Source organism: Micromonospora sp. CA-244673 (genome assembly GCF_050948395.1).
Lineage (GTDB): Bacteria > Actinomycetota > Actinomycetes > Mycobacteriales > Micromonosporaceae > Micromonospora.
This window is the reverse complement of the sequence record NZ_CP192019.1, coordinates 356,455-370,822: the sequence shown is the minus strand read 5'-3', so window position 1 is coordinate 370,822 and position 14,368 is coordinate 356,455. Positions and strand designations below refer to the sequence as shown.

Sequence of the window (14,368 nt, the reverse complement as noted above, 5' to 3'; positions counted from 1 at the left end):
TCACACCTCCCCTGACTCCGAGCCGGCGACGACGTTGGCCGGCTCCCGCTCGGCGACCACGCGCTTGGTACGCGGGCTCGGCGGAACCTGAAGATCCATCGGCGGCAGCGGGAAGCTGCCGTGTGGACGGCTGTTCACCTGCTCCTGCAGTGGCGGCTTCGGCGCCTTCTTCCGGCTCGGCCAGAAGAGCGTGGCCAGCAGGAGCACGCCCGCGCCGATGCCGGTGGCGACCAGCCGGTCCGTGGTCTGCCAGTCCTCGATCGAGCGGAGGCCGCTCAGCACCAGGATCCAGACCAGGTTGATCGGCAGCAGGACCTTCCAGCCGAAGCGCATGAACTGGTCGTAGCGGAGCCGGGGCAGGGTGCCCCGCAGCCAGACGAAGACGAAGACCAGGGCGATGACCTTGCCGAAGAACCAGAGCATCGGCCACCAACCCGAGTTGGCGCCCGCCCAGAGCGTGATCGGCCAGGGGGCCCGCCAACCGCCGAGGAACAGCGTGGTGGTGACCGCGGACATGGTCACCATCGAGACGTACTCGGAGAGCATGAAGAGCGCGAACTTCAGCGAGCTGTACTCGGTCATGAAGCCCGCGACCAGCTCCGACTCCGCCTCGGGCAGGTCGAACGGCGCCCGGTTGGTCTCACCGACCATGGCGATGAAGAAGATGACGAAGCTGGGCAGCAGCAGGATCGCGTACCAGCCCGGGGCCGGGATCTGCTGGCCGGCGATGGTGAGCTGGGTGGCGTCCCCCTGCGCGGCGACGATCCCGCTGGTCGACATCGTGCCGGCGGTCATGAACACCGCCACGATGCTCAGGCCCATGGCGACCTCGTACGAGATCATCTGGGCGCTGGACCGCAGACCGCCGAGCAGCGGGTACGTCGAGCCGGAGGCCCAACCGCCGAGCACGATGCCGTAGATGCCCATCGAGGAGCAGGCCAGGATCACCAGCACCGCCACCGACACGTCGGTGACCTGCAGCGGCGTCCAGTGGCCGAAGATGCTCACCTTCGGGCCGAACGGCACCACCGACAACGCGGTGACCGCGCAGATCACCGAGACGGTCGGCGCGAAGAAGAAGACCACCTTGTCGGCGGCGCGCGGCAGGATGTCCTCCTTGAACGCCATCTTCAGGCCGTCCGCGAGGGTCTGCAGCAGGCCGAACGGTCCGACCTGGTTCGGGCCGGGCCGGACGGCCATGCGGCCGACCACGCGGCGCTCGAACCAGACGCCGAGCAGGGTGGCCAGCAGGCCGAAGACGAACGCAAAGACGATCTTGATGAGGACCAGCCACCACGGGTCCTTGCCGAAGTCCGCCAGCGTCGGATCCTGCGCCGCGAGGTAGAGGTTCACTGGACACTCCCGGTGTTGAGGAGCGGACCCGGACGGCCGGCCACGTCGGCGGCGACCGCCGCGGCGGAGACCTTCACGACCTCGCCGGACGTCGCGCCGAGGCTGCGCCGGACCGTCGAGCCGGGTGAGTTGGTCGGCAGCCAGACGACGCCGTCCGGCATCTCGGTGATCGCGGTCGGCAGGGTGACCGCGCCGCGGTCCGTGCCGACGGTCACCGGGTCGCCGTCCGCGACACCGAGCGCCTCGGCGGTGCCCTTGCCCAGCCGGACCACCGGCGGGCGGGCGGTGCCGGCGAGGTGCTCGTCGCCGTCGGTGAGGCTGCCCAGGTCGAGGAGCTGGTGCCAGGTCGCCAGGACGGCCTCGCCGGCACCGGGCTGCGGCACGGCGGTCGGCTCGACCGACGGGGCGGACGGCCGGTCCACCCGGGTCGGCGGCAGCCCGCCCAGCTCCCGGCGGACGCTCTGCACGTCGCCGGTGCCGAGCCGCACGTCCAGCTGCGCGGCGATCGCGTCGAGCACCCGGCCGTCGGTCATCGCGCCGGTGTCCAGCACCCGCTCGAAGGTGCGCAGCCGGCCCTCCCAGTCCAGGAAGCTGCCGGCCTTCTCGACCACCGGGGCGACCGGAAGGACCACGTCGGCCCGGCGGGACACGGCGCTCATCCGCAACTCCAGGCTGACCAGGAACGGCACCGCGTCCAGGGCCTGCTCGGCCAGGCGCGGGTCGGCCAGGTCGGCCGGGTCGACGCCGGCCACCACGAGGGCGCCGACCTGACCGTTGGCCGTGGCCGTGAGGATGCCGTCGGTGTCGCGGCCGGCCTGGCTCGGGATCACCCCGGCCGGGATGTCCCACGCCTCGCCCAGCTCGGCGCGGGCGGCCGGCTCGGTGACCACGCGGCCACCGGGGAGCAGGTTGGGCAGGCAGCCCGCGTCGACCGCGCCGCGGTCACCCGCGCGCCGCGGCACCCAGGCCAGCTTGGCCCCGGTGCGCCGGGCCACGTCCGCCGCGGCGGAGAGGCCGCCGGGCACCGCGCCCAGCCGCTCGCCGACGATCAGGACGGCGCCCGGCTGGCTCAGGGCCTCGGCCACCGTGGCGTGCTCGGCCAGCACGCTGGCCTCCTCGCCCGGCACCACCCGGGCCAGCTTGGCCCCGAGCTTCTCCAGGCCGCGGGTCGCGAACGGCGCGAGCGCGTACACGGTCAGCTTCTTCTTCAGGTACGCCTTGCGCAGCCGCAGGAAGAGGATGGGGCACTCCTCCTCCGGCTCCAGGCCGACCAGCACCACGGCGGGCGCGTTCTCCACGTCCGCGTAGGTCACGTCGGTGACCCCGGCGACGCTACTGGCCAGGAAGTCGGCCTCCTCGCGGGAGACCGGGCGGGCCCGGAAGTCGATGTCGTTGGTGTGCAGCGCGACACGGGCGAACTTCGCGTACGCGTAGGCGTCCTCCACGGTGAGCCGGCCGCCGGTCAGCACCGCCGTGCCCTGCCCGCCGTCCCGGGCGGCGCGCAGCCCCTCGGCGGCGCGGGTCAGCGCCTCGCTCCAGGACGCCTCACGCAGCTCCCCGGTCTTCCCGTCCCGCACCAGCGGGGTGGTGAGCCGGTCGAACGCGCGGGCGTACTGGAAGCCCCAGCGGCCCTTGTCGCAGTTCCACTCCTCGTTCACGGCCGGGTCGTCGCCGGCCAGCCGGCGCTGCACCTTGCCGCGCCGCCAGTCGGTGCGCTGGGCGCAGCCGGCCGCGCAGTGCTCGCAGGCGCTGGGCGTGGAGACCAGGTCGAACGGGCGGGCCCGGAACCGGTACTGCGCTCCGGTCAGCGCACCCACCGGGCAGATCTGCACGGTGTTGCCGGAGAAGTAGGAGTTGAAGGGGACGTCGCCTTCGTCGCCCTCCTCGCCGTAGGCGTCGTCCCGGTAGATGTTGATCTCCTCGGCGGACGACCGGCCCATCAGGTCGATGAACTTGTCGCCGGCGATCTCCTCGGAGAACCGGGTGCAGCGCTGGCACAGCACGCAGCGCTCGCGGTCGAGCAGCACCTGGGTGCTGATCGGCAGCGGCTTCGGGTACTCCCGCTTGTGCTCGTGGAACCGGGAGTCCGTGCGGCCGGTGGACATGGCCTGGTTCTGCAGCGGGCACTCGCCGCCCTTGTCGCACATCGGGCAGTCCAGGGGGTGGTTGAGGAGCAGCAGCTCCATCACCCCCTCCTGGGCCTTCTTGGCGACCGGCGAGGTGAGCTGGGTCCGGACCACCATGCCGTCGGCCACGGTCTGGGTGCAGGAGGCGACCGGCTTGCGCTGGCCCTCCACCTCCACCAGGCACTGCCGGCAGGCGCCGGCCGGGGCCAGCAGCGGGTGGTCGCAGAACCGCGGGATCTCGGTGCCCAACTGCTCGGCGACCCGGATCAGCAGCGCCCCCTTGGGCGCGGTGACCTGGACGCCGTCGATGGTCAGGGTGACGGTCTCGGTCTGCTTGGCTACGTCGGTCATCAGTGGGCTCCCACCAGCTGCTTCTCGGAGAGCTTCGGCGCGGTACGTCCCTCGATGTAGTCGAGGTAGTCCTGCTTGAAGTACTTCAGCGACGAGGTCACCGAACTGGTCGCACCGTCACCCAGACCGCAGAACGAGCGGCCGAGGATGTTGTCGCAGGTGTCGAGCAGGGTGTCCAGGTCCTCGTGGGTGCCCTGGCCGGCGAGGATCCGCCGGTAGACCCGGACCATCCAGTAGTTGCCCTCGCGGCACGGGGTGCACTTGCCGCATGACTCGTGGTGGTAGAACTCCAGCCACCGGTAGGTCGCGTACACCGGGCAGTCCTGGTCGGAGAAGATCTGCGTGGCCGTGGTGCCCAGGATCGAGCCGGCCGCCGCCACCCCCTCGAAGTCCAGCGGCACGTCCAGGTGCTCGGCGGTGAGCAGCGGCGTCGACGAGCCACCCGGGGTCCAGAACTTCAGGTTGTGCCCGGGCTGCATGCCGCCGGCCAGCTCGATCAGCTCGCGCAGCGTGATGCCCATCGAGCACTCGAACTGGCCCGGGTTGGCGATCCGGCCGGAGAGCGAGTAGATCATCGGACCGGACGACTTCTCCGTGCCCATGGTCTTCCACCAGTCGGCGCCGCCCAGCACGATGTACGGCACGCTGGCGATGGTGCCGACGTTGTTCACCACGGTCGGGCTGGCGTACAGGCCGTGGGTCGCCGGGAACGGCGGGCGCAGCCGGGGCTGGCCCCGGAAACCCTCCAGCGAGTCCAGCAGCGCGGTCTCCTCGCCGCAGATGTACGCCCCGGCGCCGGAGTGCACCACCAGGTCGAGGTCGAAGCCGCTGCCCTGGATGTTCCGGCCGAGGTAGCCCTTGGCGTACGCCTCCTGCACGGCGTTGCGCAGCCGGCGGGCGGCGTGCACGGCCTCACCCCGGATGTAGATGTACGCCCGGTTGGCGCGGATCGCGTACGAGGCGATGATGACGCCCTCGACCAGCGAGTGCGGGTCGTGGGTCATCAGCGGCAGGTCCTTGCAGGTGCCCGGCTCGCCCTCGTCGGCGTTCACCACGAGGTAGTGCGGCTTGCCGTCGCCCTGCGGGATGAATCCCCACTTGAGACCGGTCGGGAAGCCCGCGCCGCCGCGGCCGCGCAGCCCGGAGTCCTTGATGAGCTGGATCAGGTCGTCCGGGTGCGCCTTGAGCGCCTTGCGCAGGGCGGCGTAACCGTCCAGCTTCTCGTAGGTGCCGATCCGCCAGGCGTCCGGCGACAGCCAGCGCTTGGTGAGCACCGGCGTCAGCTTGGCCAGCGTCTCCGGCCGAGGAGCGGTCACTTCTGGACCCCCGTTTCGCTCGCGACCGCCGGGCCCGCGCCGTTGGCGCCCGCCCCGGCCTCCGCTTCCTTGAGGTTGCGCTGCTGCGCCCCGGCCTCGTCGCCGGCGGGCTTGCCGTCACCGGCCGGCGGGTTCGCGGCCGCACCGGCGGACTCCGCCGCCTGCGCGTCGCGCGGCGCCGGCGGCGTACCGTCCGTCGGGACCTTGAGGCCCGGGGCGTCCGGCACGGCGGTGCGCGCGTCGGGCTGCCGGGTCTCGGCGGTACGCACCTGCGGCGACTTGTCGTCCGGCGCCTTCACGTCCGGTGCGGTGCTGCCGGTCGCCGCCGCGGGCTTCGCCGGCTCGGCCGCCGGGGCCGGCTTCGCGGCCTCGGCCCGGGCCTTCGCCTCGGCGGCGGCCTTGTCGGCCTCGGCCTTGCTGCGGATCGGGGTGTTCGGGTCGAAGCCCGGCACCGAGATCCCGTGCTGCTCGGCCAGGCGCAGGCCGCGCAGGGTCGCCTCGCCCGGCCCGCCGTCGCCCACCGCGCCGTCCCGCTCGTCGGCGAAACCGGCGAGCTGGACGGCCATCTCCTTGAGGGTGCACAGCCGGGCGCCCCGGGTCGGCATGGGCCGACCGCCGGCCCGTAGCTCCTCCACCACGCCGAGCGCGCCCTGCGGGTCGACGTTGTCGAAGAAGTCGTAGTTGACCGTCATGACCGGGCCGTAGTCGCAGGCCGCCAGGCACTCGGCGTGCTCCAGCGTGATCCGGCCGTCGGCGGTGGTCTCGTCGTGCCCGACGCCCAGGTGCTCGGCGAGGGTGTCGTAGACCTCCTGGCCGCCGAGCACGTTGCACATCGTGTTCGTGCAGACGCTGACCAGGTAGTCACCGGTCGGCTTGCGCTTGTACATGGTGTAGAAGGTGGCGACCGCGCCGACCTGGGCCTTGTTCAGGCCGAGCACCTCGGCGCAGAACTCGACCCCGGCCGGGGAGACGTACCCCTCCTCGGACTGGACCAGGTGCAGCAGCGGCAGCAGCGCCGAGCGGGACCGGTCCGCCGGGTACCGGGCGATGATCTCCCTCGCCCGCTCCCGGGTCTCTTCAGTGAAAGTCGTCATCGGTCACAACCACCCATCACGGGGTCCAGCGAGGCGCCACCGGCGATCACGTCGGCGATCAGGCCGCCCTCGGCCATCGCCGGGAGGGCCTGGAGGTTCACGAAGCTCGGCTCCCGGTAGTGCACCCGGTAGGGCCGGGTGCCGCCGTCGGACACCGCGTGCACGCCCAGCTCACCGCGGGGCGACTCGATGCCGACGTACACCTGGCCGGGCGGGACCCGGAAGCCCTCGGTGACGAGCTTGAAGTGGTGGATCAGCGACTCCATCGACTGACCCATGATCTTGGCGACGTGCTCCAGCGAGTTGCCCATGCCGTCGACGCCGATGGCCAGCTGCGCCGGCCAGGCGATCTTGCGGTCGGCGACCATCACGGGCCCCGGCTTGAGCCGGTCGAGGGCCTGCTCGACGAGCTTCAGCGACTCGCGGATCTCGGCGAGCCGGACCAGGTAGCGGCCCCAGACGTCACCGTCGGTGTGGGTCGGTACGTCGAACTCGTACGTCTCGTAGCCGCAGTACGGCATGGTCTTGCGCAGGTCCCAGGCGAGACCGGCGGAGCGGAGCACCGGGCCGGTGACGCCGAGCGCGAGGCAGCCGGTCACGTCGAGCACGGCCACGTTCTTGGTGCGCTCGATCCAGATCGGCTGCCCGGAGAGGAGGTCCTCGTACTCCTTGAGCTTCTTCGGCATCAGCTTCAGGAAGTCGCGGATCTTGACGATCGCCTCGTCCGGCACGTCCTGGGCCACGCCGCCCGGCCGCACGTACGCGTGGTTCATGCGCAGGCCGGTGATGGTCTCGAAGATGTCGAGGATGTACTCCCGCTCGCGGAAGCCGTACAACATCATGTTGATCGCACCCAGCTCCATGCCGGTGGTGGCCAGCCAGACCAGGTGCGACGAGATCCGGTTGAGCTCCATCATGAGCACCCGGATGGTGGTGGCCCGCTCGGTGATGTCGTCGGTGATGCCGAGCAGCTTCTCCACCGCGAGCGCGTACGCCGTCTCGTTGAACAGCGGGGAGAGGTAGTCCATCCGCGTCACGAAGGTCGAGCCCTGGACCCAGTTCCGGTATTCGAGGTTCTTCTCGATGCCGGTGTGCAGGTAGCCGATGACCGAGCGGGCCTCGCGGACCGTCTCGCCCTCCAGCTCCAGGATCAGCCGGAGCACGCCGTGCGTGGACGGGTGCTGCGGACCCATGTTGACGACGATCCGCTCGTCGTTGATCGGGTCGGTGCCGGAGACGACCTGGTCCCAGTCCCCACCGGTGACGGTGAAGACCTTGCCCTCGGTGGTCTCGCGCTCGGTCGCGTAGTTCGACGTCGTCACTGGTAGGACCTCCTCCGGTCCGGCGGGGGGATCTCCGCGCCCTTGTACTCCACCGGGACGCCGCCCAGCGGGTAGTCCTTGCGCTGCGGGTGCCCCTCCCAGTCGTCCGGCATGAGGATCCGGGTCAGGGCGGGGTGGCCGTCGAAGACGATGCCGAACATGTCGTACGTCTCCCGCTCCTGCCAGTCGGCGGTCGGGTAGACGGCGGTGACGCTCGGCAGGTGCGGGTCCTCGACGGAGACCGCGGCCTCCAGCCGGACCCGCCGCCGGTAGGTCATCGAGGTGAGCTGGTAGACCACGTGCAGCCGGCGCCCGTCCGTGCCCAGGTAGTCCACACCGGACACCGAGGAGCAGAGCTCGAAGCGGAGCGCCAGGTCGTCGCGCATCACCTGGCAGACCTCGGCGATCCGCTCCGGGCGGACGTGCAGGGTCAGCTCGCCCCGGTCGACCACGACCTTCTCGATCGCGTCGCCGAACTCGGGGTACGCCTCCTCCAGCGCGTCGCGCACCTCGTCGAAGTAGCCCCCGTACGGCCGGGCGGCCTCCTCGATGGGCTTGCGCTGGCGGACCAGGCCGCCGAAGCCGGAGACGTCGCCGGTGCCCTGGTTGCCGAACATGCCGCGCCCGGCCGGGCTGGCCGGCGGGTACTCCGCCGGGGCGGTGCTGCTGGCCCCGACGGGGGTGGTCGGCACCGGGACCCCGCCGTCGTTGTTCTTGTCGTTCGGTGCGGTCACTTCGGGCCCCCCTGCGGCTGGAGGTGGTTCTGCGCCTTCATCCAGTTCTCGATCCGCAGCTGCTCCTCGCGCCCCTCGCGGACCGCCTGGGTCCACTCGGCGCGCCGGGCCTTGTCGTTGCGGTACGACGACGGCATCGAGCCGTAGGGCACGACGGGCATGTCACCGCGCTCCTTGCGGGCCTCCAGCATCTTGCGGCCGTTCGCGCCCAGCGGCTCGTACATGATCTTCTCGCGGAGCTTGAGCACCGCGTCGATGAGCATCTCGGGCCGGGGCGGGCAGCCCGGGAGGTACATGTCGACCGGCACGATGTGGTCGACGCCCTGCACGATGGCGTAGTTGTTGAACATGCCGCCGCTGCTGGCGCAGACACCCATCGAGATGACCCAGCGGGGCTCGGCCATCTGGTCGTAGATCTGGCGCAGCACCGGGGCCATCTTCTGGCTCACGCGGCCGGCCACGATCATGAGGTCCGCCTGCCGCGGCGAGGCCCGGAAGACCTCCATGCCCCAGCGGCCCATGTCGTAGTGCGGACCACCGGCGGCCATCATCTCGATGGCACAGCAGGCCAGGCCGAAGGTGGCGCCCCAGACGGACGACTTCCGCGACCAGTTGACCAGCTTCTCCACGGAGGTGAGCAGGACGCCGGCCGGGAGCTTCTCCTCGATGCCCATCTGACGTACCTCCCTCAGTCCCAGTCCAGGCCGCCGCGCCGCCAGACGTAGGCGTAGGCGACGAAGACCGCGACGATGAACATGACCATCTCCACGAAGCCGAAGATCGGCAGGGCGTCGAAGGAGACGGCCCAGGGGTAGAGGAAGATGATCTCGATGTCGAAGACGATGAAGAGCATCGCCGTCAGGTAGAACTTGATCGGGAACCGGCCGCCGCCGACCGGCTGCGGGCTCGGTTCGATGCCGCACTCGTACGCCTCGAGCTTGGCCTTGTTCAGACGCCGGGGGCCGGCGAATCGGGCGGCGGCCACGGAGAACAGCGCGAACCCCGCGGCGAGGGCGAACAGCCCGATGATCGGTGCGTAAGGAGAGAGCGTCATCGTTATCTCCTGCTCGTCCTTCCCTGACCTCGGTGGTTAGCGAAAATCACACTATTCACGTCCCTCACGACCTCGACGGCGGGGGTCGATCTTTGTCGGTCCCGGGGTCCGGGACCGGTGGTCTACACGGCGGGTGCCACCCTCGTCATGGCGTTGATGACCCGGTCCATGGCGTCCCCGCCCCGGGGGTCGGTGAGGTTGGCCAGCAGCTTGAGCACGAAGCGCATGAGCATCGGGTGGGGCATGCCGTGCTTCGTGGCCATCCGCATGACCTCGGGCCGGCCGATGAGCTTCACGAAGATCCCGCCGAGCCGGTAGTAGCCGCCGAAGCGGGCCTTCAGCTCCTGCGGGTACGCCAGCAGCGCCCGCTCCCGCTCCGCGCCGGCCGGACGGGCCAGCGCCTGTACCGCCACCTCGGCGGCCAGCTCGCCGGACTCCATCGCGTACGCGATGCCCTCGCCGTTGAACGGGTTGACCATGCCGCCGGAGTCCCCGACGAGCAGGACCCCGCGGGTGTAGTGCGGGACCCGGTTGAAGCCCATGGGCAGCGCGGCGCCGAGGATCGGCCCCTCCGCGTTGGTCTCGTCGGTCATCCCCCAGTCCTCGGGGGTGTTGGCGAGCCAGTCGGTGAGCAGCCGCCGGTAGTTCGTCTTGCCGAAGGCCGAGGAGGAGTTGAGCACGCCCAGGCCGACGTTCACCCGGCCGTCGCCGAGGCCGAAGATCCAGCCGTAGCCGGGCAGCAGCGCGTCGCTGCCCTTGGCCCGCAGCTCCAGCCAGGACTCCAGGTAGTCGTCGTCGTGCTTCGCCGCGGAGCGGTAGTAGCGGCGCACCGCCACGCCGATCGGCCGGTCCTCCCGCTTGGCCAGCCCGAGGGCGAGGGGGAAGCGGCCGGAGACGCCGTCGGCGGCGACCACGAGCGGCGCGTGGAAGGTGGCCGGCTCCTTGTCCGGGCCCACCTCGGCCTGCACCCCGATCACGCGGTCGTCCGCGTCGAGCACCGGAGTCAGCACGTTGACGCTGGTCCGCAGCTTCGCCCCGGCGGCGACGGCCCGCTGCGCGAGCAGGTCGTCGAAGTCGAGCCGGGTCCGGACCAGGCCGTAGTTGGGGAAGCTGGCCAGGTCGGGCCAGTCCAGTTCGAGGCGTACCCCGCCGCCGATCACCCGCAGGCCCTTGTTGCGCAGCCAGCCGGCCTCGGGCGAGGTGTCCACGCCCATCCGGATGAGCTGCCGCACGGCCCGGGGCGTGAGCCCGTCACCGCAGACCTTCTCCCGGGGAAATTCGGTCTTCTCCAGCAGCAGCACGCGTACGCCGTGCCGCGCCAGGTGGTACGCCGTCGCCGATCCTCCGGGACCGGCGCCCACGACGATGACGTCGGCGTCGTTCTCCACCGCGGCCATCCGCGCCTCCTCCCGCATGCTCGTGAAATGCTTCACAAGCCGATCGGGTTGGAGTCTATGACCGGCGTTACACCTGTATGCGCTGAGGGGGGCCTAACTCGCGGAAACAGGCCGGCGGGAGCCCCTCGGGCGGTCAGGAGCGGGCGGCGGTAGCGGGTCCCAGGCCGGCGTCGAGCCGGATCGCCTCCGGCAGGTGATCGCGCAGCGCGCCGCCGGCCGCGCGGTCGAGTGCGGCCAGCACCTCGGCGACCACCTGGCGGACGTCGGCGGGATCCGCGCCGGCCAGGTCCCGGAGCTGGGCGATCAGTTCCGCCGCGTCGTCGTCGGTCGTCGCTCGGTCTGGTCCCGTCATGGGGGCGAGCTTACGGGACAAAGTAGACCTAAAACGGATATTCACGAAAAGGGCGGTTTGCTACCGCCCGGGCGTCACTCCCGCGTCGCGCGGTGCAGCGCCACCACGCCGCCGGTCAGGTTGCGCCAGGCCACCCGGCCCCAGCCGGCCCCGCCGATCCGGGCGGCCAGCGCCGCCTGGTCCGGCCAGGCCCGGATGGACTCGGCGAGGTAGACGTAGGCGTCGGGGTTGCTCGACACCGTGCGCGCCACCGCCGGCAACGACCGCATCAGGTACGACAGGTAGACGGTGCGGAACGCCGGGTTGACCGGGGTGCTGAACTCGCAGACCACCAGCCGGCCGCCCGGCCGGGTGACCCGGGCCAGCTCACGCAGCGCCGCGTCGGTGTCGTTGACGTTGCGCAGCGCGAAGGAGATGGTGACCGCGTCGAAGCTGGCGTCGGCGAAGGGCAGCCGCAGGGCGTCCCCGGCCAGCAGCGGCACCCCCGGCCGGGTGCGCTTGCCGGCGTGCAGCATGCCGAGCGACAGGTCCGCGCCCACCGCGTACGCCCCGGAGTGGGCCAGTTCCTCGGTCGAGACGCCGGTGCCGGCGCCCACGTCCAGCACCCGCTCGCCGGGGCGCAGCCCCAATGCCGCCCGGGTGGCCCGCCGCCAGAACCGGTCCTGCCCGAAGGAGAGCACGGTGTTGGTCAGGTCGTAGCGGGCGGCCACGCCGTCGAACATGGCGGCGACCTCGTGCGGCTGCTTGTCCAGGCTGGCGCGCTGGCCCTGGGGGGTACGGCTCACGCCTCCACTCTGCCAGCCGACCCGCGCCCGACTCCTCCCGGGTACGCGAAAGGGCGGGGTGGTCGCCCACCCCGCCCGTCGCTGTCCAGGTCGGTCAGTCCTCGGTCCGCTCGTCGGTCGGGGTGACCAGGACCACCTTCCGGCGGCGGGAGAGCATCAGCAGCGCCCCGCCGGCGAGCATGATGGCCGCGCCGACGCCACCGATCAGCCCGACCTGCCACCGGGCCTCCGTCCTCTGGGGAGACACAGACAGCAGGGGCGGGATGGTGACCCATCCCGCCCTTGCTGCCGTGCGTTATGTGAACGACCCTCGCGGGCCGATGGAGGACGACCGTCAGCCGCAGCGTAACCGCCGGCAGCGCCGCGCGGACCAAGGTCGCGCTGGTCGCCGCCGTCCTGTTACCTGGGAGGCCGCCGGCCCGGCCGTTCGGTGGAGGTCAGTTGACGTCGACCAGCGGGAGGGACTTCCCGACCCCGCCGCCCGGCAGGGCGATGGAGGAGAAGTGCGAGACCACCCGGTCGTCGCTCGGGTCGTCGGCCGGGGTCCGGTGCACCGCGAGGCGGTTGTAGAGCGTGTCCCGCTGGGCGGGGATGCGGTCCGCGGTGCGGATCATCGAGATCAGCTCGTGCAGGTTCGAACGGTGCCGGGCGCCGGCCGAGGAGATGACGTTCTCCTCCAGCATGATCGAGCCGAGGTCGTCCACCCCCATGTGCAGGGCGAGCTGGCCGACGTCCTTGCCGGTGGTCAACCACGACGCCTGCAGGTGCGGCACCGTCTCGAAGAAGAGCCGGGCCACCGCGACCAGCCGCAGGTACTCCAGCGTGGTCGCCTGGGTGCGGCCCTTCAGGTGGTTGTTCTCCGGCTGGTACGTCCACGGGATGAACGCGCGGAAGCCGCCGGTGCGGTCCTGCACGTCGCGGATCATCCGGAGGTGCTCGATCCGCTCGGCGTGCGTCTCGCCGGTGCCCATCATCATGGTCGCGGTCGATTCGAGGCCCTGCCGGTGCGCCAGCTCCATGACCTCCAGCCAGCGCGCGCCCGACTCCTTGAGCGGCGCGATGGCCTTGCGCGGCCGGTCCGGCAGCATCTCGGCGCCGGCGCCCGCGATCGAGTCCAGCCCGGCGGCCTTGATCCGGGCGATCGCCTCGTCCAGGCTCACCCCGGAGACCTTGGCCATGTGCAGGATTTCGCTCGGGCCGATCGAGTGGATGGCGAGCTGCGGGTACGCCTGCTTGACCGAGGAGAACAGCTCCTCGTAGTACTCCACGCCGTAGTCCGGGTGGTGGCCGCCCTGGAGCATCACCTGGGTGGCGCCCAGCTCGACCGCCTCCCCGCAGCGGCGCAGGATCTCCTCGGTCGGGTGGGTCCAGCCCTCCTTGTGCTTGGGGGCCCGGTAGAAGGCGCAGAACTTGCACGCCGTCACGCAGACGTTCGTGTAGTTGATGTTGCGGTCGATCAGGTAGGTGACGATGTTGTCCGGGTAGCGCCGCCGGCGCACCGCGTCCGCCGCCTCGCCCAGCGGGTGCAAGGGCGCCTCGGTGTAGAGCAGCAGGGCCTCCTCGGGCGTGATCCGCCCGCCGTCCGCGCCGCGCTGCAGGATGTCGTCGATCTCCCGGCTCACCGTCACGTCCCCGAGGGTACGCCGCTGGAGCACCGGTCCTGCCAGGGGTGCTCGGCGGTGTGACCCTCCGCCCGGCTCAGTTCATCCCCGGGCTGGCCACCGCGAGGCCGACCGCCTTCGCGGCCTCCAACAGTCGCCGGTCGTAGCTGACGAACGCGACGAAGTCGGCCCCGGCCTGGCGGGCCAGGGTCTCCGCGGTGGCGAGGTGGATGGCGTCCAGGCTGCGCAGCTGGGGTTCGGCATACGCACCGGCCGCCGCCCGGACCGCCGCGTCGATCTCGACCCGGTAGAGCCGCCCCAGCACCGACGGAACACCGGCCAGCGCCTGCGGCGCGGCACGGCGCAACGCTCGCGGCACCTCGACCTCGACCAGGGCCGACGAGACGAGCGGCGCTCCGGCGTGGTCGTTGAGCCAGGCGATCAGCTCCGGCGTCTCGTCCTCGCGCCGGAGCATCTTGATGACCGCCGCCGAGTCGAGATAGATCACCAGCGCTCCTCGTCCCGCGCGTCCGCCAGGACCGCGGCGACGTCCACCGCGGGATCCCCGAGCACCGGTGGCATCGGAACCGGCCCGGCCGTGGTCGGCGCCGTCGCCCGCCCCTCGGCAACCAGGCGGCCGACCAGCGCGTCGCCGGCCAGCACCGGGACGAGACGCGCGATCGGCTTCCCGCGATCGGTCACCTCGACCGTCTCGCCCGCACGCACCCGGGCCAGCACCCGGCTCGTGTGCTGGTTCAGTTCCCGGACCGCGATCTGCTCCACGCTCCGAGTGTAGAACGATTTGTTCTACAGGTCGCACCGGCGGGACAACGAATGTGCTGATCTTGGCTTATCGTGCGGTGCTCTCAGACTTCGATCAAGG

General features: G+C 71.4%; 15 protein-coding genes. All 15 read right to left on the bottom strand.

The window, feature by feature from the left end:
- The 15 genes from nuoH to ACQP12_RS01805 all read right to left on the bottom strand — a co-directional run bounded on the left by nuoH (window position 1) and on the right by ACQP12_RS01805 (window position 14,268).
- On the bottom strand, window positions 1-1,353 hold the full coding sequence (nuoH, locus tag ACQP12_RS01875; RefSeq protein ID WP_357940160.1) for an NADH-quinone oxidoreductase subunit NuoH: 1,353 nt from the start codon (window positions 1,351-1,353) through the stop codon (window positions 1-3).
- Window positions 1,350-3,830, bottom strand: a complete 2,481-nt coding sequence (locus ACQP12_RS01870) for an NADH-quinone oxidoreductase subunit G (protein ID WP_433284540.1) — start codon at window positions 3,828-3,830, stop codon at window positions 1,350-1,352. The genes nuoH and ACQP12_RS01870 overlap by 4 nt, the downstream gene beginning before the upstream one ends.
- Complete coding sequence (gene nuoF / locus ACQP12_RS01865) at window positions 3,830-5,146, bottom strand: NADH-quinone oxidoreductase subunit NuoF (protein ID WP_433284538.1); 1,317 nt, start codon at window positions 5,144-5,146, stop codon at window positions 3,830-3,832. The genes ACQP12_RS01870 and nuoF overlap by 1 nt, the downstream gene beginning before the upstream one ends.
- Window positions 5,143-6,240 (bottom strand): NADH-quinone oxidoreductase subunit NuoE, encoded by a 1,098-nt coding sequence (nuoE, locus tag ACQP12_RS01860; protein ID WP_433284536.1) that lies wholly within the window; start codon window positions 6,238-6,240, stop codon window positions 5,143-5,145. The genes nuoF and nuoE overlap by 4 nt, the downstream gene beginning before the upstream one ends.
- Window positions 6,237-7,562 carry an NADH-quinone oxidoreductase subunit D gene (locus tag ACQP12_RS01855; RefSeq protein ID WP_357940152.1) on the bottom strand — a complete coding sequence of 442 codons (1,326 nt, stop codon included), beginning with the start codon at window positions 7,560-7,562 and terminating at the stop codon, window positions 6,237-6,239. The genes nuoE and ACQP12_RS01855 overlap by 4 nt, the downstream gene beginning before the upstream one ends.
- Window positions 7,559-8,296: an NADH-quinone oxidoreductase subunit C gene (locus ACQP12_RS01850; RefSeq protein WP_357940150.1), complete on the bottom strand. Its 738-nt coding sequence runs from the start codon at window positions 8,294-8,296 to the stop codon at window positions 7,559-7,561. The genes ACQP12_RS01855 and ACQP12_RS01850 overlap by 4 nt, the downstream gene beginning before the upstream one ends.
- Entirely contained in the window at window positions 8,293-8,970 is a 678-nt protein-coding gene (locus ACQP12_RS01845; RefSeq protein ID WP_357940148.1) for a NuoB/complex I 20 kDa subunit family protein, read from the bottom strand. Before ACQP12_RS01845 ends, ACQP12_RS01850 begins: the two co-directional genes overlap by 4 nt.
- A 14-nt stretch (window positions 8,971-8,984) precedes the next feature.
- Window positions 8,985-9,350 carry an NADH-quinone oxidoreductase subunit A gene (locus ACQP12_RS01840; RefSeq protein WP_089154551.1) on the bottom strand — a complete coding sequence of 122 codons (366 nt, stop codon included), beginning with the start codon at window positions 9,348-9,350 and terminating at the stop codon, window positions 8,985-8,987.
- 122 nt (window positions 9,351-9,472) lie between these two features.
- Window positions 9,473-10,747 carry a geranylgeranyl reductase family protein gene (locus tag ACQP12_RS01835; RefSeq protein WP_357941028.1) on the bottom strand — a complete coding sequence of 425 codons (1,275 nt, stop codon included), beginning with the start codon at window positions 10,745-10,747 and terminating at the stop codon, window positions 9,473-9,475.
- 133 nt (window positions 10,748-10,880) lie between these two features.
- Complete coding sequence (locus tag ACQP12_RS01830; RefSeq protein ID WP_151461326.1) at window positions 10,881-11,099, bottom strand: hypothetical protein; 219 nt, start codon at window positions 11,097-11,099, stop codon at window positions 10,881-10,883.
- Between the two features lie 74 nt (window positions 11,100-11,173).
- Window positions 11,174-11,884 carry a demethylmenaquinone methyltransferase gene (locus tag ACQP12_RS01825; RefSeq protein WP_357940145.1) on the bottom strand — a complete coding sequence of 237 codons (711 nt, stop codon included), beginning with the start codon at window positions 11,882-11,884 and terminating at the stop codon, window positions 11,174-11,176.
- Between the two features lie 94 nt (window positions 11,885-11,978).
- Window positions 11,979-12,131: a hypothetical protein gene (locus ACQP12_RS01820; protein ID WP_433289587.1), complete on the bottom strand. Its 153-nt coding sequence runs from the start codon at window positions 12,129-12,131 to the stop codon at window positions 11,979-11,981.
- A gap of 190 nt (window positions 12,132-12,321) precedes the next feature.
- Window positions 12,322-13,512 carry a cyclic dehypoxanthinyl futalosine synthase gene (mqnC, locus tag ACQP12_RS01815; RefSeq protein ID WP_357940141.1) on the bottom strand — a complete coding sequence of 397 codons (1,191 nt, stop codon included), beginning with the start codon at window positions 13,510-13,512 and terminating at the stop codon, window positions 12,322-12,324.
- 70 nt (window positions 13,513-13,582) lie between these two features.
- Window positions 13,583-13,993, bottom strand: coding sequence for a type II toxin-antitoxin system VapC family toxin (locus ACQP12_RS01810; protein ID WP_433284531.1), 411 nt, complete (start codon window positions 13,991-13,993; stop codon window positions 13,583-13,585).
- Entirely contained in the window at window positions 13,990-14,268 is a 279-nt protein-coding gene (locus ACQP12_RS01805) for a type II toxin-antitoxin system Phd/YefM family antitoxin (RefSeq protein ID WP_433284529.1), read from the bottom strand. Before ACQP12_RS01805 ends, ACQP12_RS01810 begins: the two co-directional genes overlap by 4 nt.
- Window positions 14,269-14,368 lie beyond the last annotated feature (100 nt).

Bases quoted from the DNA above. Each gene is read 5' to 3' on its own strand.
- nuoE (WP_433284536.1), bottom strand. From the start codon at position 6,240: ATGACGACTTTCACTGAAGAGACCCGGGAGCGGGCGAGGGAGATCATC.
- ACQP12_RS01835 (WP_357941028.1), bottom strand. From the start codon at position 10,747: ATGGCCGCGGTGGAGAACGACGCCGACGTCATCGTCGTGGGCGCCGGT.
- ACQP12_RS01845 (WP_357940148.1), bottom strand. From the start codon at position 8,970: ATGGGCATCGAGGAGAAGCTCCCGGCCGGCGTCCTGCTCACCTCCGTG.
- ACQP12_RS01840 (WP_089154551.1), bottom strand. From the start codon at position 9,350: ATGACGCTCTCTCCTTACGCACCGATCATCGGGCTGTTCGCCCTCGCC.
- ACQP12_RS01870 (WP_433284540.1), bottom strand. From the start codon at position 3,830: ATGACCGACGTAGCCAAGCAGACCGAGACCGTCACCCTGACCATCGAC.
- ACQP12_RS01830 (WP_151461326.1), bottom strand. From the start codon at position 11,099: ATGACGGGACCAGACCGAGCGACGACCGACGACGACGCGGCGGAACTG.